The organism is Methanobrevibacter sp. AbM4 (assembly GCF_000404165.1).
GTDB classification, from domain to species: domain Archaea; phylum Methanobacteriota; class Methanobacteria; order Methanobacteriales; family Methanobacteriaceae; genus Methanarmilla; species Methanarmilla boviskoreani.
Map to the genome: position 1 here is coordinate 1,253,954 of NC_021355.1, position 19,562 is coordinate 1,273,515.

Genomic DNA, 19,562 nt, shown 5'->3' on the forward strand with positions numbered 1-19,562 from the left:
AATAAGTATTAGTTACTTTGACGCCAGGTGTTTCCACATTTGGCACATCTAATAAAGTATGTAGGCGCCTCATCAGCAGATCTTGTCTGAAGGGTCCACCAATATCCAACTGTACCCCCACATTTATAACATGTGATTTTAGTAGTTGGAAGTACAACATCATCGGGAGTAGTGACCACTACTTTCTGTTCCTCGTTTTTCTCTCCCTCAAAACTGTATTCATCTTTAACTTCTTCTTTAGTTAAACTTTCTTCATAACCACATTTACATTTTAATCTACCATCGGCTGATGGAAGAATCATCGCACCACATTTTGGACAAAATTTCATGTTAACTAAAACCTCTTTAGTTTAATTTCCTTTTGTTTATTATCTTTAGATTAAATATCTAACAATAGATTATAATCTAACTTAATTTCCGTTTGTTTATCATTTTTAGATTAATTTAATCATGAATTATAATAGATGATTGATTAAATTTCCATTTAGATTCTATCTTCCTTTAATTGCTCATTTGCAGATTTCAATAGCATTTCCTTCCATGAATCAAACTGGGTTGTTTTTTTAACAAACTTATCCCATCTCTTGTTATCAAATAAATCTGCTGTTTTTACATTTGACATTGGAGATTCCCTTTTCATCTGGTCAAATGATGAAAATTTTGTGTATCTTTCCATAAATTCATCAGAGAAAACTCCAACCATACATACATCATTATCTGCCATAATAATCACTTCAATACAATATATTTACATTAATTTTTAATGCTTTTAAATTTAACTAATTTGAAAACCCTTATAATAATAGCCAAAAACCCAGGACAACTTCATGTCTGATTTTTTCTAATTATCCTTAAACCTACCATTAATTACATCATCTAATCGTTTAGACATATTTAATATCCTATCTCTTGAGTTATGTTTTAAATTTGAATCTTCACTGTAACCATTTTGAGGTTCTATAATATAGTAAGCCTCATCAGATTTTACACCCGGAATATTAACTTTTGCTAAATTCCTTTCGACTCTCCTTTTAAGTGGAGCATCATCTATATCTTCACCTAAAAATATTGGTGTTTTTACAGCTGAGGATATTTTACTTACATGTCTTTTTTCATGTCTTTCTTCTGTCCTAACCTGATTGATTCCATCACTTGAACTATTAAGGTTAATATCCCTAAATGGTATACCAACATCTGATAATGCAATACGTCGTTCATCAAGGATATTTAAAGATTTACCTAAAGTTTCAGGATTTGGACTAGCTATAGTGCCACCTTGGAAACGACCAAAAACTGGTCCTTCACCAACATGAAAACCTGCTTCAATAAACCCGCCTCTTACAGGTGCTGATGAGGTATATGTTGCAACAATTCCATTATCTTTAATGACTCTTTTAAATTCCTTAAACAAGTCACATGTAAATAACTCAGGTGCCATGGTCTGTGAGAAGGGATCTAGAAATATTGCATCATAGGTATTATCCTCTAATCTCTGAACAGTTTGTCTTGCATCCTCAATAAAAACTGAGATATCGATATTATCTGGGATTTCAAATGATTCAAGATGGAGTGATGCGAAATTAGAACGGACCAATTCATCTTCAATAGCCTTTTTAACAATATCATGTTCCGCAATTGGAGAGGGTACAATCATTCCACAAGCCAATGTCTCGGGAGATATTTCAACCATATCCACCTTAAGACTGGTTGTATTGTCGGTATGTTGCATAAAGTCAAAAACCGCTGCTGAAGTGTTATAACCTAGACCTGCACATATATCCAAAATAGCTATATCCCTTGAATAGTCAAGTTTTAACGGATCTATAAATTTTTTAAAACTTTCTGATATTGCACCTGACTTGGTGTGCAATGTCTCAACCTTATTGTTAATTGGTCTTGACTTTATTGAATAGGAACCGTCATCTGTTTTAACAAAATAATCCTTTATTTGATTAAATAGATTTTCCCTATATTTTGAATCATTTGTTTCTACTTCCTTGTCAAATGCTTCTTTTATAATCTCAAATACGTCATTGTCTATAACTACAGCATCGTCTTGATATGTCATGTTATCAGCTTAATTTGAAAAATTAGTTTAAAAAAAATTAAAAATAAAATATAAGTATATTTTAGATAAAACTAGTATTTATATATTTAAATTAGCAATTTCAATAGGATTTTTTACAAATTTTAATGGATAATCGCTTAAATAGTCTTTTTCCGTAGATTGACCCCATGTTACAAGCAGCATATCCAAATTGGCATTCTTTGCTGTTAATATATCAGTATTCTTATCACCAATATATAAAACCTCATCTCTGTTATAATTGGAATTGTTTATGATTTCATTTAATCTATATGGATCTGGCTTATCTGGTTTTTCCACAACAGAACCGGATATGTCAATGAATTCATAGTCCTTGAAGAATTCATCAACAAGATCAATGAGATTTGGCTCATATTTATTAGAACAAATAGCTAAGTCTATATTTTTAGCCTTTAACCCATCCAACATCTGATAAACACCATCATAAACATGAGTGTTAGGTTTTTCAAGTTTATTATACTCAGTGTCAAACTTTAAAAAGAAATCTGAGACACTGATTTCACTATGTTTTTTATGTAGATCATCTAAAAACCTTAAAAAATCATCATAAACAAGATTTGAATAATCATCAACATGATATCTTGGCAGGCCATATGAACCTAAAACATTATTAAAACATTCCATAGAGTCTACAATTGTATTAAGCAAAGTGCCATCAAAATCAAAGATATATAATTTTTTCATTGTTTTTATTCCTATAATTGAATACTTCATTATAAAAAATATTTTATATACTTATTTCTAAATACAATTAAGAATTTTATATTTAAGATATGTATAGTTTACTATGTTACATTAATGTTTAATTATTAAAAATTAAATCATAACTATTCAATATTATCCATGAAATAATTATATAAATCTTCTTTAACAGTAGTATGTAATTTAAGTTTAAAATTAACAATAGGTAACTCTTTACCTTTATCGTTTCTAATTGTTGTTTCAGTCCACATATCTTTAATTGGATCTACTTGCCCCATATAATAAAAACTGTTTCCTTCATCATCACTTTTATTAATGAATAAATGGATTTTAAGGTTTTGATTATTTATTATTTCCTGAGACTCCTTACTAGTTAATTTAACTTTACTTCTTGTCATCCAACTAAAAATATCCCTTGATTCAAATGCATCTTCATACTTTGTACTACTTGAAATATCTTCCTTCTTTTTATATGTTACAAAGATAGGGCAGGTATCATACTTAATAGAGTACCCATAAATAGTTGAACTTTCATTTTCCGGCCAATTTAATAAACGACAAACATCTTTTCTAGAATATTTCTCAAATAGCTTTAAATTTTCTCCTTCTGTTTGCTCATTATACCTTGTTTTATACCTTAAAAGGGCATAGTCAACTAAATCATTAAAATGTTTTTTATAAACATCTGAACTTAAAAATCTTTTAAAATCATCTGATATATCATATTTTTTATCTTTAAGATTTTCTAAATTATCTAAATCACTGTCATTAAAGTCAAAGTAATTTATTCCAGAATATTTTTCCTTATCTCCACCTTTAAAGAAACTTAAAATAAACATTCTAAATGAATGTTTTATAGATTTAAAATCATTGAAAATATTATAGTCTTTTAAAGCTTTTTCCACTAATTCAATTGTAAAATAATGGTTTAAGGACAATATTTTTAGAATTAAAAGTTCATGTGGTCTTTTACCATCAGCAAAATTATCAGTAATAAATTTTAATGATTTAACCTCTTCATCAGATAAATACTCATCATAATCTTTATCATATTTCTTTAAGAAGTTATAATAAGAGTCAAAACTATTATGACTTATTATTAAATAAGGATCTAAATCACCATTTTCATAAAAATCAACTAAATAAGGAATTCTTCCTAATTTATATTTTAGATTCAGATATTTATCTTTAAATAATGCAGTCTTAAAGGTTGCCTTATTAATTGCATTATATATTCTCTTTTTAGATATCTCATCAAAACTTATAGAAGATGAGCCTTTAATTATTTTGTTTCCCTCCATAAGATATTTTCGGATAATATCCTTATCATATGATTTATCTCCAGATAATGCAATAGGAATTAAGAAATTGTTTTTATAGTTTCCAATAAAGTCAATAATAACTACATATTCCTTATTTTTAAATTTACGTAAACCCCTTCCCAATTGTTGAATAAAAATAATTGATGATTGAGTAGGCCTTACAAGTAATACCTGATTAATTTCTGGAATATCTACTCCCTCATTAAATATATCTACAGTAATAATATACTCTAATTTATCCTCTACATCATCATCAGTTAATCTTCTTATTGCATCTTCCCTTTCCTCTTGAGAATTTTCACCAGTAAGTGCAACTGTAGGATGACCTTTATTATTAAATCCTTTAGCTAGTTCTTTAGCTTCTTTTTTAGTACTACAGAATACAAGTGCTTTAAGTCTATCTCCAGAATATCCATAGTATTCAGATTGTTCAAGTATATAATTGATTCTATCATCAGATACCAAATATTGAAAATCAGAGTTATCATCTAAAACTTTACCATTAACAGTTAAATCAGTAATTCCAAAATAATGGAATGGACAAAGTAAATCCTCTTCAAGAGCATCCTGAAGTCTAATATTAAGTGCCACATTATAATCAAATAATTCATAAATATTATAACCATCTGTTCTCTCAGGAGATGCTGACATTCCAAGACAGAATTTAGGTGTAAAATAATTCAATATTTTCTGATAACTAGCTGCACCTGCCTTATGTACCTCATCTATAATGATATAGTCAAATTCATCTCTTCTAAACTTACTGTAAACATCATCTTTAGACATAGTTTGAATAGTTGAGAAGAGATAATACTTATCATATTGTTTGGAATTACCTGATAATAATCCAAACTTATAATCTTCATCTTTAAAAACCTTTTTAAAGGTTTTCATTGCTTGTTTTGCAATTTGTTCTCTGTGAACTAAAAATAAGAATTTATCTGGATTAAATTTTTTGACTGCAAAAGCAGATGCATATGTTTTACCTGTACCTGTTGCAGATACCAAAAGGGCTTTATTTTCTCCTTTACTAATCAAATCATCAATATTATTTAGAAAATCAGCTTGCATTGAATTTGGTGTTAAATTCTTCCCATCAGTTTTATCATCCAAAATCTCTTTATTTGTCTCTAAAGCCCTTTTATTTTCATTATAAATTTTTTCATATTCATCAATAATATCTATAAGATCCTTTGACTCATCCCATAGTTTTTTAAATTCATCAAATAAATTCTTAATAATTTCGCCATTATTTAAAGATGAAAAACCAATATTCCATTCTTTATTAATGGTTAATGCATTTAAAGTAATATTAGAACTTCCAATAATTCCCTTATAAACATTTTTATCCTTAAAAATATAACCTTTAGTGTGAAAACCCTCTTCTTGACAGAATTTAACCCCAATGTTTTCAAATTCATTAAGTTTCTTTAAGGCAGCAGGTTCTGTAAAATTTAGGTAATTTGTGGTAATGATTTTTCCTTTAATATTTTTAGCTTCAAGCTCTTTAAAATCCTGTAATAAAGGAGTTATACCCCCCATAGTAATAAATGCAACACTAATATAAAATTCTTCACATCTATGTAATTCTTCTTTAATTGAATTTATAACCTTATTACCGTCATTATTTACAATTAATTTAGGTTTTAAACCATCATAGGATTGGAGGTCTTTATCAACAAAAGCAATTTTTGCCCCTTCCACAATCTCTTCACCATTAGACATCTACAAACCTCTTTTCTAAAGATTTTCCTTCAAGTAATTTACAACTTTTATATCCGCTTCAATCCATTGAACTGAATCTAATTCATCTTTACCTAACCATTTTCCATTCATATGTTCCAGAAGTTTTAAATCGCTTTCTAAACTACATTCATAACAGGACATATATAAATAAAAATTAGGATATTGCCACTCTAAATCTAAAGCAAATTTATCAATTTTAATATCTGCATTTAACTCTTCTTTGATTTCCCTAATTAAAGCTTCCTTTTTAGATTCACCTTTTTCTATTTTTCCACCAGGAAACTCCCAAAGACCTTTAAATTCACCATATCCACGTTGAGTAGCTAAAATTTTATCATCTTTTTTAATAATTGCTGCTACTACATGTAACTTCTTCATTAAATCCCTCTAATTATAATTAAAATATTATTTGTTTTTAAATATAATTAAAGATTATTATAATTTTTTTAAAACTTAAATTTAAAACAAAAAAATTATGATAAAATAAAATTAATAAATTAATAATATGAAAAGTAGGATTGAAATTCAAAAAAGATGTAACACTGCAGAAGAGAGATTAAATAATCTTGAAGTTAAAACAACTGAGGACAAATATTATGAACTTAGTTATATTATTAATATTAAAACCTTAAACTCAATACTTGATGAGAATAAAGATGAGGCAAAAGTATCTGCAGAACTAGACAAGGTTAAAGCTAAGGTTTATAGACTTCAAAAAAGTGGTAATCAATTAGAAATCTTAAAAAATAATCTTGAAATGAGAACATATAATTGGGTTTTAAATGATTCTAATAATGTTGAAATAGAATGGGTACCACTTAAATTTAAAAAATAGATAAATTGATTCCAATAAATAGAATGAACTACTTAAATTTAAAATTTAATAAAAAATAAAAGTTAAAAATATATCTTTAATCATAAACTGTTAATCCATGATTTAATATCATCACCAGATGTAACTAATTCATCTGCATCATAATCTGTTGTAAATTGGATTTCCATTGGATTTTCCACATTTGCACCATTTGCTTCTGCAACTCTACTTGCCTCTTTAATAGCAGATCTTGGCCAGCCAGCATGAGTTACAAATGGTATAACAGTTTTTCCTGTAAAATCATTTGAGGATAAGAATGTTCTAATAGGTGGAGCTATAGTATACCACCAAACTGGACTTCCAACTACAATTGTATCATAACCAGATATATCCTTATCTAATGGTTGTAATTCAGGCTTGGTTTGACTTTTCAAATTATCTACAGTTTCATCTACAAGGGCGTCATAATCATCTGTATAATCATCAACAGTTTTAATTTCACATAAATCAAAACCTGTAATTTCACTAATTTTTTCTGCAATCATTCTTGTATGATTTTTATATGAATAATAAACAATTAATCCACTCATTTTATCACTTTAACAATTTTTAAAAATAAATTTATAAAATTTAATTAGGTTAATATTACTATATATAAAGTAGTATATATATTTTATTTAAAAAAAAATTATATATACATATAAAAATATTATGAAAATAATTATAGATAAAATTATAAAATTTTTATAAAAAAAGATGTTTAATGCTTAGTTTTATCTTTATTAATTAAGAATTTGTAAATTGATTTTAAATAAGTTTAAATCTTGAAAAAAAAGTTTAATAAAGAATATGATTCCATTAAAAATATAATGGAATCATTAAATCATAATTTCCACTAAATTAAGGAATATATTACATGGTTATTAATTGGAAATTATGATATTTTTATAAATTGCAAGTTCCATACATAACAGATCTTACAACTATAAATTTAATAGTAAAGGTAATTACGGAAATCAACCTAAGATTCGTAATTACAAAGTGAATTGAAAAAATAATTACAGAAATCAAATTCAAGGATTCTGCAATTAAAAAAACAAATTAATTAATAATTGTAGGCTCCACACCCCCATAGACCTACAATTATAAAATTAACAGTGAAAAATAATTGCAGGCTCTACACCCCCATAGACCTACAATTATAAGACTCATGGTATATGATAATTGCAAAAATCTACCCCCATAAGATTCTGCAATTATATATGATAAAAAATATAAAAAGTTATTTTTACTTAAATAAACTTTTTACACCTTCCTGTAAAGGAATTGCATATATTCACCATTAACCTATGTTTTTTAGTAAGTATATTAACATGAATTGTAATTTTCTAATTTGTATTCCAACTGATAGTTTAGATTAATAATCCTCTATCCTATTTTTTATTTTAATTAATATTTCACCAGATATTGGAGTTTTTGAAGCAGATATCTTAAGCAATAGTTCCATTGCCTCCTCACTGCTCATAATGCCTTTTTCAATACTATTTACAAAAATATCCTCCAATGAGATATAATTGATTTGGAACCTATCTAAATACTCCTTCATTTCATTAGGATCCTCCACAAGAATAACTCCATTATTTACCTTTGCCATAGCCATCAACATAGCCTCGTTATCACTTACATATTTACTTGAAGTTAAATCCATAAAGACTTTAAACTCTTCAGAATAAACTTTAATATCTTTAAGTTGGATAATCTTATTTTCAACCAAAGGTTTTAACCTCTTTTCCATTTTTATTGAACGGCAAAGATCATTATAAGTTTTTGGAGTGGTAACAATCTTATTGAATTGTCTATTTAACAAGTCAATATTATCAACTCTAACAAATGTAAAAAGAATATTGTTGTTTAGGTAGAGAGTTTTAGATTCCATTTAGTCACCTTTTATATTTATATACAATCTCATCTTGGAATCCATCTAACAACATTCCATTTCTTTTATCTTCAGATATAAGATTAGAATTGTAAGCATCCTCAACTAGACGAACATAATTACCAATCACTCTTTTGCTATTATATTCCGGAACCTGATAAATTGATTTATCAAAACCTCTTAACTTCGCTTCATGACTAATCTTAACATTAGATAAATTGTCAAATTCTCTTTCATCAATAAATCCATCTTGAAGAAGCCTTGTAATTAAAGCCTGATGTGAAATTTGGAAATATTGTTCACACACTATGGCATCATCCAAGGTCCATTTTTTAATACCTCTAGATTTGATAAATTTCTTTAAACCCTCATAGGGAATCAATACATATGAACCGAAGAGCTCAGCCTCCTGCTCTGAATCACTTTTATCATTATAATTACAGACAACAATATCCTCATTGAAGTTATCGTCATATAATAAATGATATAATTCATGGGCAAGTGTAAACCTTTGTCTACCTAAAGAGGAATTGGAATTTATACCTATAATACTATTGGTACCATTCTTTACACACATACCACTAGTATTTGATGACATTGGATGGAATATTATAGTATAATCTGTAAAACAGGTCGGGACCATGTGAAATAAATCTATAGGAATATAAGGATTCATATTCAATTCATCCCTAAGCTCAACAGCAAATGAATTCAATTCTATTGGACTTTTCACATCAATCATCCTCCTTTAGATTATCTAAAAATTCAATATTCAAAACAATCTTGTTTATAACAGCGATTGCCTCTAAATCTTCAACACTAACTTTTTTAGATCTGAACGCAAAATTTAAAGGAGTATACTTGTCGGTTTTTCCAATAACATAATCCCTAGAACAGCCATATAATTCACAAAGCTTGTTTAGGGACGTTAAATTTAATGAACGTTTCCCGGATTCAATCTTAGCTAGAGTACTTTGGTCAATGCCCAAATAATTAGCTATACTAGACTGATTAATATTCTGGGAAGTTCTTAACTCTTTTAATCTTTTACCCATCTCAATATTTTTTTCGCTTTCTGCCAAAGAAATGCCTCCAAAGTAGACATGAATATATTTGTCATAATACTATTTAAATGTTTTTAAGAAAATATGACATATCAATAAAAATGAATATAATCACCCTTGATTAAAACAGACACAAATTGGTAAAAAAGATAGATAAACCTTAAAAATCCTTTAAAAATTTATATGATGTGAATCAGTTAAGTTTAATTAAAATAAACCTTAAAGATACATAATTTTTATATCATTGTAGATTATTTATCAAATAAAATAGATGTAAGGATTATATGACAACAATCCAACAAAAAATAGCCTGATAAGATTAATAAAAAAATAAAAGTTTGGAATATAATCCGTTTAAATAAACCAGATAATAATTAAATATTTAAAAACATTGATTTAAGATTTGATTTTCTTTGTATGAGGAACGAATGCAATATAATTTAATATTGATGCAATAACCATTAATCCTAAAACTAATGAATTTACCTTATAAAAGAAATAGATTCCTGCAAATAATGTTGCAGTATTGATAAATATCCCCACAAAAGCATCGGATCTATTATAAACTGACTCGGTTCTTGTTATAAGATATAGAAATATTAGTATAAAACATAGAATTGTAACATAAAATCTAATATCAGTAATGTTTTTAAAAGCAAAGTATTCTAAAATCAATGAAATGGCCAATAATACTATGGATATAATAACTAAAACTCTCTGAAACATATTATATCCAGGTTTACTTCTAAAAAATTTATCATTATTCATAAAGAACTATTTAATTTAAGAAATATTTATAACTTTTTACAGGTTTTAGTGATTCTGTCATAAAAATTCAGTGAAACAAATTAAAAATCCATTAAAATTTATGCCAAAATATTATGACCGATTATTTATAGGAACATATGAATTTTAGAATTGTCATAAAAATCTAGTGAAAAAAATTAAAAACCTATCAAATTTTATGCCAAAGTTATTATCCACCTAAAAAAAAGTGAAAAATAAGAGGTAAGTCTAAATGAAAAAATAGCTAAAAGTTAAAATTGGATTAAATTGAAAAAAATAAAAATCAAATAAACTCCAAAAACGGAAAAAACTAAAAAAACATAATAGATAGAGAGCATTATGGTTATAATTCTATAATATGCGGTTTAATATCGGGATCATGGTTTGCAAGGCTCTCAATGCAATTCTCATTTAGACTTGTCTGTCTAATCCATTTAAGAGATTCGATAGCCTGATCTAGATTATCCGCAATACCCGGTAGAATCATCTCCCTCCATGATTTTTCAGCATAACCACCATCGGAGAAAAGTAAAACATATTTACCGGTATAGGTATTGGTAATCTTTAATGCGACCAAACCTGGAGTATGTCCAGGTATATTAATTAATTGGAATTTCCCATCACCAAACAGATCATAGACCCTTCCAACAGGACCGTTTTCAAAGATTTCCTCCTCGGTACCATGTAGCCTGTCCTCAAACTCGAAGGTATCCAAATCGACACCTTTCCACATGTTCCCAACATATCTAATCTTATTCTTATTTGCAAAATCAAGTTCGTCCCTGCTTACCATAATCTTTTTGGCATCCCCAACATGTTTAAGACCGGAGGCATGATCCACATCAAGGTGACTTAATATCACATAGTCCAGGTCGGATGTTTTAATGTTTAAAGATTCCAATTGTTCATTTATGGCCTGACCTTCCGGCACTAGTCCCTGATTGGTCAAATAGTCCTTTAAGGTTTGATGTCTAATCTGGGATAGTTTTTCATATTTTCCATTTGGTGAAATATCCCTATGCCAGCCGGTATCATATAGAATCAGATAATCATCATATTCTATTAGATATGCCGATACAGGAAACCATTTCCTGTTTTTTCTACCATAAGAACTTAGAACCGTAAGTTTCGGTAATGAGGGATTTACCTCCTCATCACGAAAAGCTAGTGACTCGGATATATTTACCTGCCCTGTCTGTAAAACATGTATCTTCATCATTTACATCACTGAGAATTTTATATAGATAATAACTATAAACCTATTATACTCTTTATTTATACCTAGAAATATAAGATTTAAGATTTAACGAAATATCTCTAAAAAAAATTAAATCTTAATAAATAAAAAAAATCAAACTTGTAAAAAAAAAAGAATAAATAAATGGATAATCAGGAATCTAATCGTCTTCCTTTGTAAAGGCGTCCTTGAGATTCCTGTTATAATCATGTATTAAAGAGTAATGCTCAAAGTTTTTATATTCCAATATAAACATCAGATAATTATCCTGGAAATTCTCATATACGTTAAAGAATTCTTTTATAATGTCTGAGTTGAATTTTGTAAATGAATCAAAATTCCCTTCCTCAACCATTTTAAATTTAAAATCCGCTACCTTTAAAAGGTCCTTTAATGCAAACTCCAATAAGGTCAATAGATATTTATAGATTACATCATTTTGAAATACCTCATACAAATAGCCGGATAACTCTTTAAAATCTTCGTATTCGGCATTTACAACATATTCTGTTTCAAGAAAGCTCAATATATATTTAACATTATCCTCTACATCTTGACGGATATTATCATCACAGAGTACAAAGGCCTCCTCTGTTGTATCAATCATGTTGGAGTTAATTTCTATCAAGTTAATAATTGATTCCTTATACTTTTCACCATAATCCATAATACCACATCATTTTTTTAGATTAATAACTTATCTGCATCAAGTAAATAATTATTTTAATTAAAATACATTTTTACTTTTCAATATTAAAATAGATTAGTTATTTGATTTTATTGTTAATTTATATAAAGTCACTGAATTAAGTTATTGATTTTTTTATTATTTAAACCCTATTAAATTCCAAATAGGGTTTGATTCTATTGGTTACTGAATTCCAAATTAAGTTGTTTTCTTGTTTAATATGGATTAATGTAATAACCATGAGGATACTCAGAGATCCAGAATCTCTGATGGTTTATCTACAACCTTTATAGGATAATCATCAAGGTATGCATCATCGGAACCCTGACCCCATTTTACCACAATAACATCAACATCAACATTCTTTCCCGTTTGAATATCGGTATACCTATCTCCAATATACACAATCTCCTCCTTTAAAAAGTCCTCGGACTTGATTATCTTGTTAATTAAAAATGGATCAGGTTTGAATGGCTCATCCCTTATATGGCCTATCACATATTTGAAATCTATATTAGGAAATAGCTTCAATACAAGCATCCTTAATAGGTCATCCATACGATTAGAACATACCGCCAGGGTTATGTCCGGATTGCTGTTAAGTTCAGCAAGTGTTTCCAAAATGCCATCGTATGGTTTTGTATGGTCCTTAGGACTCCTTATGTAGATATCCATATATTCCTCCAGAATATCCTCATCGGAGCCCATGAATGATATGAACTCCTCAAAGTTGATGTCATCTGCAGTTTTAAATGGAAATATCGGTTGATTAAATTTTTCCAAAGCCTTATTATATGCACTTACGGAATCGTATAATGTATCCACAAGCGTTCCGTCAAAATCAAAAATATACAGTTTTTTCATTATACCACTTATCAATGTGATTATACATAGTTTCTAAAGTATACCGGAATATTTAAAAAAAATAATCATAATTCTAATTTTAATTTTTTTATAATATATTCCATGTTTTTAAAACAATTTTCAACATCTTTATCAGTTATATCATGAAACATCTCATAATCAGCAATATTCCTAATTCTCTTACATTCCATCAACTTGTTAGAACAAGTAAACTGTTTTTTATATTTTAATTCATCAATAACTTGCCTATGCTCCGATTTATATTGCTCATTATCATTTATAAAATCCCAAGATTTCTTAACCTTAAAATTATATTTATTATTTAACCATAAAGAGGAATAAGAATAAGCACTATAATAAGATCTATTAATAATCGTACTATTAATACATCTATCATCACAAGAATCAGGAATTAAATCCTCCTTATTTTCATAAATAAGTTTAGTAAACAAATATAATTGGTACTGGGGATAATTTTTAATTTTTAAAATATTAATCACCTGGAAAAATAATTAATATTCGCAAATTATATTTGAATTTAAAAAAAGAGACTCCCTATTTTTATTAGTTTTAGAGTATTGCCACATTTCATTGATTATTTTTTCAAAATTTTTAGTGTATTCTTCCCAACCCATATTTTTAGGCACATGAATAACAAACAAATCCTCAGGAACTCCGCAATCATATTCCCTTTTAAACTCCACATCGCCTAAGTCATATTGGTTAGATAATTCTTGAAGCCTATTTAAAAACTCTCTTTTACAATTATGATAAAAATAACTTTCTTTAAAATATAAATCATCATTAGTAAATGACTTTTTAGGATTTCCTGGGAAAATCTCCATTTCTTTATTAACTATAGATTCCATAGTAACCCCCCAACAAGAATAATAATTTTATAAACTGTCAGACATTTTATCAATATTGTCAGGATTATTAGAAACACTGATAACAACAGTATTATTACTTAAGTCATCATCATTTCGATAGCCTACAGTAACATTATCATTTTCAATATCATCTTTCTCTACTGAAAATCCAATTACCACAGGTGAAATCTTCAAATCCTTAAAATTAGAATTTAATTTGTCTAAAAATTCTTGATTAAATAATTTTTTAAGATCCACATCCTCTTGGAGTATCCTTAAAACTTTTTTTTCAGTCATCTTAAAAAACCTTCCCTATCAATAATTAATTAATATTATATTATTATTTATAATAAATATTTCCAAAACTATTTCTTAAAGCGAAATTATTATAAAAAATATTAAAATTAATTACAAATCCAAAAGGTCATAAGCGTTATCAATCATCTTTAAAGGATAATTACAGTGCATGGAGATATCATCCTTCTGACCCCAGGTTACAAAAGCCATATCAACATTGGCATTCTCTGCAGTCAGGATATCGGCACTTCTATCCCCAACATACAACACATTGTCCTTATCCAGATTTGACTTTTCAATTATCCTATTAAGTTTATATGGATCCGGTTTTCCAGGTAGACCTTCCCTATATCCAACAACGCAGTCAAATGCGATATCACCCAACAGGTAATCAACCAAACTATCAAGCAATATCTGATCACGGTTGGAGCATATTGATATAGAAACACCATTATCCTTTAATGTTTTCAGGACATCATGAATACCAGGATATAGTTCCGTATGATACCTTTTGGATTCAAGTGAGTTCCTCCTGTATGCCAGCTGGATATCCTTAATGGGCAGGTTATCTGCATTGTCTTCCAGCCTATGTGCAAAGTTTCTAAAATCCACATAGCTAACATTTTCCAAATCGTTTATGTGAAACGTGTCCACATCATATTCAATCAATGATTTGTTGAATGCAATCAAAGAATCCAGGAAAGTGTCCGCCAATGTTCCATCAAAATCAAAAATATATCCCTTTCTCATCAAATAGCCCCTTTACTAAAGGTTTAAATACATATCATTTAATGTTTAAATTCCAGTCCATGACAATGGATTAAAACCTAAAATTCAAATGATTATAATAAACCCCAACAATCAAATCAAAAATCCAAATCTAATCCAGATAATAATAGTAATAATAATAATAAAAAATCTAACAACCAAATCAAAAATCCAAATCCAATATATCATAAGGTGAGTCAATGATTCTTAAAGGATAATCGCTTGAATAATCCTCATCATTGCCCTGACCATATGTCACCAAAACCATATCCATGGAGGCATTCTCTGCAGCTGCAATATCAGCATCCTTATCACCGAAATACAATACTTCATCCTTGCTGCAGCCTTCCATTTCGACTATCTCATTTAGTCTGTATGGATTAGGCTTGTCAGGTATGCCTTTCCTATAGCCTGAGATATACTTAAAATTGATATCCTTGAAAAGCTCCTTAGAAAATTCATTCAAATATTTCTCATCCCTGTTTGAGCATATCGCCAATGTTTTTCCCCGATTGGACAACTCTTCTAGAACCTCTTTAACACCGTCATATGGACGGGTGTGGACTTTCGGATAATCCTTATATAAATCAATATATGCAGGATACACGTCTGTTTCCTTACCTGCATCGATATCTTTTAGAAACTGTCTAAAATCCTTATAATATAATGTTTTCAGATCTTTATCATAAGTTGGTTTATCAAATCTTTTTAAAACCTCGTTAACACATGCAATGGAATCCACTATAGAATCCACCAAAGTTCCATCAAAGTCAAAGATATACAATTCTTTCATAATATTATATTATGGTATATTATATTAAAATATTTTTTAAGGTCATGAGCGATTGGTATTTTTATAAAACTGGAATTTAAATTTCCTATGGACATACCTAGAAGAAAATCCGATTCTACCTTAAACACTAATGGAAATTTTTTTATAACTAGTGAATGATATAATTAAATGATTGTTAAAGGTTTAATCATATTTAATAATGATACTTTATAAAGATATTTTCTAGAAAGGTCCAATCAGACCTAATAAAAATATTATTTAAAAATATCTTATAAGAATGTTTAATCAAGCTTATAAGGATATTCTTTAAAAACTCTTTCAAAAGCTGATTGGAAATATCTTTATTAGATTCCAGATCTATAAAGGATTGACCTAAAATTTTAATAAAAAAGTTAATTTGGGGATAAATATGTCTGATGAGGTTAACAACAAACGTTTAAACGATTTAATTAATGTAAGTGCAGAGAAGAGAACACGTGAATATGAGAAGATGCTTATTGAAGAGTTGAAAAAAGCGTCCTTACTTTTGCCCATTGAGTTTACAAGAAACAAAGATGCACTGGAAAATGTGAAGGTAGGGGAAACCTATACAACCAAGGAACCCCTTGGATTTAAACCCTTGACCTATGTGGATGAAAATGGAAACGTGCATCTATTTGTATTTACAAACGAAAAGGAGTTAATCAACGTTAACTGCGACAACATATTACTAATAGATAGTGCGGATATTGCTGAAAAATTTAAAACAGCAAACTTTATAGACATTGTCATTAATCCGTTTAATGAGAATGGTTTTTCAATAGCGTTTAAAGATTTTTTACGTTTATTTGATGATAAAAAGCATTCAGGTAAGTTAAGTCAGAAGGAGAAGGTTAACATGGCCTATGACCAGGTAGGTTTCTTTGTCAGAGACCTAGATCTATCCAAAGATCTAATCAACAAATATGAAATCGGCCAGATAATTCAGGAAAGGGCATTTGTAGATTCAAGTAATAAAATCGGTAAAATTGTTACAAACTGTCGTTTTGCCATCATATCCAATCATTGCATTGACTGTTCAGAGTTTGAAGAGGAGACTAATTGGAATTTATTTACCTGTGGCCCTAATTCATTGTTTAAGGTTTTAGATATTTATGAATATAAGGGCAAAGTACAGATTGTTCTTTTACATCTATTTAAAGACAATTGGAAAGCATTCATTGGTAATGATACAATTAACCCATCACTTGTTAACGATTCAAGAAGAATATTTAGACAGACTTTTAACACTGCCCCTATTCCAGAACTTACAACCGATAGATGGTTGGAAAGATGCGGATTTCCAGTCGGTTTAGATAATGACGGTAATTTCTGGGAGATTGAATAAACTGTTTTAGAAGATTTAACAAACATTTTAAAACCAGTTAATTCCTGATTTAATATTTTTAATTATTTTAGAATGGAATTGTAGACTTTATGTCCTTAAATGATGAAAAATTGGTAATTGATCATCCAATTTACTGAAAAAACAATTAAAAATTATATTTTAAAATCAGGTAAAAAAAACATAAAAAAAGCAATGAATAGAGATTCTACTTTAAATCAACTAAAAAAAAGTCCGAACTTAAAATCCAATAAAAAAACAATTGAGAAATCCAATCCCAGAATTCAATGAAAAAAAGTGTAAAAAAAGTAATTAATGAAATCTAATTACTTTCAGCATCAACCAAAGCCAAAGCCTCCTCAATGATCTTATCCATATTATAATATTTATATAGACCTAGACGACCACCGAAGATAACCTTGTCCTCCTTATCCGCTAATTTTTGGTATTTTGCAAATAGGTTATTGTTTGCCTCGTTATTTACAGGATAGTATGCCTCCATGCCCCTTTTCCAGGTCTGTGGATATTCATGGGTAATGATGGTGACATCTGATTCGGCAGATTCAAAGTGCTTATGTTCGATGATTCTTGTAAATGGAGTTTCAGCATCGGTATAGTTTACAACAGCGTTACCCTGATAGTTATCGGTATCCTTCAATTCAGTCTCAAACTTAAGGCCCCTATATTCAAGTTCACCATAACAGTAATCGTAGAACTGGTCTATCATACCGGTAAATATCACCTTGTCCGCAACATTCATCCATTTCTCCTTATCGTCAAAGAAATCGCAGTTAATCTTAACATAAATGCCGTCCAAAAGCTTTTCAATAATCTGGGTATATCCACCAATAGGTATTCCCTGGTATAAATCGTTGAAATAGTTATTGTCATAGATTAGTCTTACAGGCAAACGTTTAATAATAAATGCAGGAAGTTCACTACATTTCCTTCCCCACTGTTTTTCGGTATATCCCTTAACCAACTTCTCGTAAATATCCTTACCTACAAGACTGATAGCCTGTTCCTCAAGGTTCTTAGGTTCTGTAATATTTGCCTCGGCCTTTTGAGATTCAATAATTTCAACAGCCTCCTGAGGGGTTTTGATTCCCCACATCTCATGGAAGGTATTCATATTGAAAGGAAGATTGTATAGTTCACCCTTATAGTTTGCAATAGGTGAGTTTGTAAAACGGTTAAAATCAGCATATTTATTTACATATTCCCAGACCTCTTTATTGTCTGTGTGGAATATATGTGCACCATACATATGAACATTTATACCATGGTCCTCCTTAGTGTAAACGTTACCTCCTATATGGTCCCTTCTTTCAATAACTAAACATTTCTTACCTTTATCTGTCATTTCACGTGCAAATACAGAACCAAAAAGTCCTGAACCAACTATTAAATAATCATATTCCATATAAATCACAATATTTTTATAAAATTTATAAAACTAATTATAATAATAAATTATATATGTTTCCTGATTAAATAAATTTTAGCCTTTCTATATTAGAATCTAAAAAAAGTGGAAACTAGAAAAAGTAGATGAAAAAACAATACCCCATAACCAATAGATTTCAGCATTTATTATAAAATCTTTAAAATAGTGGAAATTAAAAAAAAGGTAAATTAAAAAGCAATGCATCCTAATTAAATGGATTTCAGCATTTATTCTAAAATCTTAAAAAATAGAGTAAAATAAAAAAAGTAATTTAATAATAGTCTTCAGGATAGGGCATGTGGAATGAAAACCACCAGGTTAACAATGGATGATGCCAAAACAAATGAAACGTTAAGCAGGCTAGTGTTCCAATAAACCGCCACAACAACCATAAGCAAGACTATGGTCATGATAAGTGCAAATATGGCCTCGGATTTACTGTTTGAATTTGGAATCAATCTTTCATCCTTGGATACAATGTAGATAAAGAAGATTAAAAAAACTCCAATGGCTACAGCAAAATTAAAGTTATATTGATTTACATCTATCCAGAACTGTAGAAACATACAGATGAAAAGTAGTGCACATGAAAAATAGATTAAATACTTCTGAAGCCTTGAATATCCAGAATCCCCTTTCATCAATTCCTCTTTAAAATTCATATTAGTACTTTATTTAAAGTGATATATAATTTTTATCAAATCTACTTAAATAGAATATTAAAAAAGCAATATAAAAACCTGACAAAAATGAAATCCG

At 28.7% G+C, this 19,562-nt stretch carries 23 protein-coding genes; 2 read left to right on the forward strand and 21 right to left on the reverse strand.

Annotated features, from left to right (window positions below; all coding sequences use genetic code 11):
• Window positions 1-8: 8 nt before the first annotated feature.
• The 6 genes from ABM4_RS05120 to ABM4_RS05145 all read right to left on the reverse strand — a co-directional run bounded on the left by ABM4_RS05120 (window position 9) and on the right by ABM4_RS05145 (window position 6,255).
• Entirely contained in the window at window positions 9-329 is a 321-nt protein-coding gene (locus ABM4_RS05120) for a transcription factor S (protein ID WP_016358613.1), read from the reverse strand.
• Window positions 330-484: 155 nt separating this feature from the next.
• Window positions 485-724, reverse strand: coding sequence for a hypothetical protein (locus ABM4_RS05125; protein ID WP_016358614.1), 240 nt, complete (start codon window positions 722-724; stop codon window positions 485-487).
• A gap of 117 nt (window positions 725-841) precedes the next feature.
• Window positions 842-2,068: an MnmC family methyltransferase gene (locus ABM4_RS05130; protein ID WP_016358615.1), complete on the reverse strand. Its 1,227-nt coding sequence runs from the start codon at window positions 2,066-2,068 to the stop codon at window positions 842-844.
• A gap of 78 nt (window positions 2,069-2,146) precedes the next feature.
• The gene (locus tag ABM4_RS08765) at window positions 2,147-2,821 is read right to left on the reverse strand and encodes an HAD family hydrolase (protein ID WP_083925411.1); all 675 of its coding nucleotides are present in this window, start codon (window positions 2,819-2,821) and stop codon (window positions 2,147-2,149) included.
• Window positions 2,822-2,934: 113 nt separating this feature from the next.
• Window positions 2,935-5,856 (reverse strand): DEAD/DEAH box helicase, encoded by a 2,922-nt coding sequence (locus tag ABM4_RS05140; RefSeq protein ID WP_016358617.1) that lies wholly within the window; start codon window positions 5,854-5,856, stop codon window positions 2,935-2,937.
• Between the two features lie 15 nt (window positions 5,857-5,871).
• The gene (locus ABM4_RS05145) at window positions 5,872-6,255 is read right to left on the reverse strand and encodes a (deoxy)nucleoside triphosphate pyrophosphohydrolase (RefSeq protein WP_016358618.1); all 384 of its coding nucleotides are present in this window, start codon (window positions 6,253-6,255) and stop codon (window positions 5,872-5,874) included.
• 127 nt (window positions 6,256-6,382) lie between these two features.
• Between ABM4_RS05145 and ABM4_RS05150 the strand changes: the two genes are divergently transcribed.
• Window positions 6,383-6,712, forward strand: a complete 330-nt coding sequence (locus tag ABM4_RS05150) for a hypothetical protein (protein WP_016358619.1) — start codon at window positions 6,383-6,385, stop codon at window positions 6,710-6,712.
• A gap of 80 nt (window positions 6,713-6,792) precedes the next feature.
• Here ABM4_RS05150 and ABM4_RS05155 read toward each other — a convergent pair whose 3' ends face one another.
• The 13 genes from ABM4_RS05155 to ABM4_RS05215 all read right to left on the reverse strand — a co-directional run bounded on the left by ABM4_RS05155 (window position 6,793) and on the right by ABM4_RS05215 (window position 15,993).
• Window positions 6,793-7,281, reverse strand: coding sequence for a flavodoxin (locus ABM4_RS05155; RefSeq protein WP_016358620.1), 489 nt, complete (start codon window positions 7,279-7,281; stop codon window positions 6,793-6,795).
• Window positions 7,282-8,108: 827 nt separating this feature from the next.
• Window positions 8,109-8,627, reverse strand: a complete 519-nt coding sequence (locus ABM4_RS05160; RefSeq protein ID WP_016358621.1) for a hypothetical protein — start codon at window positions 8,625-8,627, stop codon at window positions 8,109-8,111.
• A gap of 4 nt (window positions 8,628-8,631) precedes the next feature.
• Window positions 8,632-9,360: an ImmA/IrrE family metallo-endopeptidase gene (locus ABM4_RS05165; protein WP_016358622.1), complete on the reverse strand. Its 729-nt coding sequence runs from the start codon at window positions 9,358-9,360 to the stop codon at window positions 8,632-8,634.
• A 1-nt stretch (window position 9,361) separates the two neighbouring features.
• A complete protein-coding gene (locus ABM4_RS05170) occupies window positions 9,362-9,709 on the reverse strand; it encodes a helix-turn-helix domain-containing protein (RefSeq protein ID WP_232216514.1) in 348 nt (115 codons plus the stop codon).
• A 378-nt stretch (window positions 9,710-10,087) separates the two neighbouring features.
• The gene (locus tag ABM4_RS05175) at window positions 10,088-10,459 is read right to left on the reverse strand and encodes a hypothetical protein (protein ID WP_016358624.1); all 372 of its coding nucleotides are present in this window, start codon (window positions 10,457-10,459) and stop codon (window positions 10,088-10,090) included.
• Window positions 10,460-10,820: 361 nt separating this feature from the next.
• A complete protein-coding gene (locus ABM4_RS05180) occupies window positions 10,821-11,693 on the reverse strand; it encodes an N-acyl homoserine lactonase family protein (protein ID WP_048201036.1) in 873 nt (290 codons plus the stop codon).
• A 181-nt stretch (window positions 11,694-11,874) separates the two neighbouring features.
• Window positions 11,875-12,381 carry a hypothetical protein gene (locus tag ABM4_RS05185; RefSeq protein WP_016358626.1) on the reverse strand — a complete coding sequence of 169 codons (507 nt, stop codon included), beginning with the start codon at window positions 12,379-12,381 and terminating at the stop codon, window positions 11,875-11,877.
• Between the two features lie 270 nt (window positions 12,382-12,651).
• Window positions 12,652-13,266, reverse strand: coding sequence for an HAD family hydrolase (locus tag ABM4_RS05190; protein WP_016358627.1), 615 nt, complete (start codon window positions 13,264-13,266; stop codon window positions 12,652-12,654).
• 65 nt (window positions 13,267-13,331) lie between these two features.
• A complete protein-coding gene (locus ABM4_RS05195) occupies window positions 13,332-13,718 on the reverse strand; it encodes a hypothetical protein (RefSeq protein ID WP_016358628.1) in 387 nt (128 codons plus the stop codon).
• A gap of 60 nt (window positions 13,719-13,778) precedes the next feature.
• Window positions 13,779-14,135: a hypothetical protein gene (locus ABM4_RS05200; RefSeq protein ID WP_016358629.1), complete on the reverse strand. Its 357-nt coding sequence runs from the start codon at window positions 14,133-14,135 to the stop codon at window positions 13,779-13,781.
• Between the two features lie 27 nt (window positions 14,136-14,162).
• Window positions 14,163-14,432 (reverse strand): hypothetical protein, encoded by a 270-nt coding sequence (locus ABM4_RS05205; RefSeq protein WP_016358630.1) that lies wholly within the window; start codon window positions 14,430-14,432, stop codon window positions 14,163-14,165.
• Between the two features lie 111 nt (window positions 14,433-14,543).
• A complete protein-coding gene (locus tag ABM4_RS05210; RefSeq protein WP_016358631.1) occupies window positions 14,544-15,182 on the reverse strand; it encodes an HAD family hydrolase in 639 nt (212 codons plus the stop codon).
• A 181-nt stretch (window positions 15,183-15,363) separates the two neighbouring features.
• Window positions 15,364-15,993 carry an HAD family hydrolase gene (locus ABM4_RS05215; RefSeq protein WP_016358632.1) on the reverse strand — a complete coding sequence of 210 codons (630 nt, stop codon included), beginning with the start codon at window positions 15,991-15,993 and terminating at the stop codon, window positions 15,364-15,366.
• 409 nt (window positions 15,994-16,402) lie between these two features.
• Between ABM4_RS05215 and ABM4_RS05220 the strand changes: the two genes are divergently transcribed.
• Window positions 16,403-17,359 carry an SseB family protein gene (locus tag ABM4_RS05220; protein WP_016358633.1) on the forward strand — a complete coding sequence of 319 codons (957 nt, stop codon included), beginning with the start codon at window positions 16,403-16,405 and terminating at the stop codon, window positions 17,357-17,359.
• Between the two features lie 319 nt (window positions 17,360-17,678).
• On the opposite strand, the gene glf is transcribed toward ABM4_RS05220, so the two are convergent.
• Both glf and ABM4_RS05230 read right to left on the reverse strand, forming a co-directional pair.
• A complete protein-coding gene (gene glf, locus ABM4_RS05225; RefSeq protein ID WP_016358634.1) occupies window positions 17,679-18,779 on the reverse strand; it encodes a UDP-galactopyranose mutase in 1,101 nt (366 codons plus the stop codon).
• 308 nt (window positions 18,780-19,087) lie between these two features.
• Window positions 19,088-19,465, reverse strand: coding sequence for a hypothetical protein (locus ABM4_RS05230; protein WP_016358635.1), 378 nt, complete (start codon window positions 19,463-19,465; stop codon window positions 19,088-19,090).
• Window positions 19,466-19,562 lie beyond the last annotated feature (97 nt).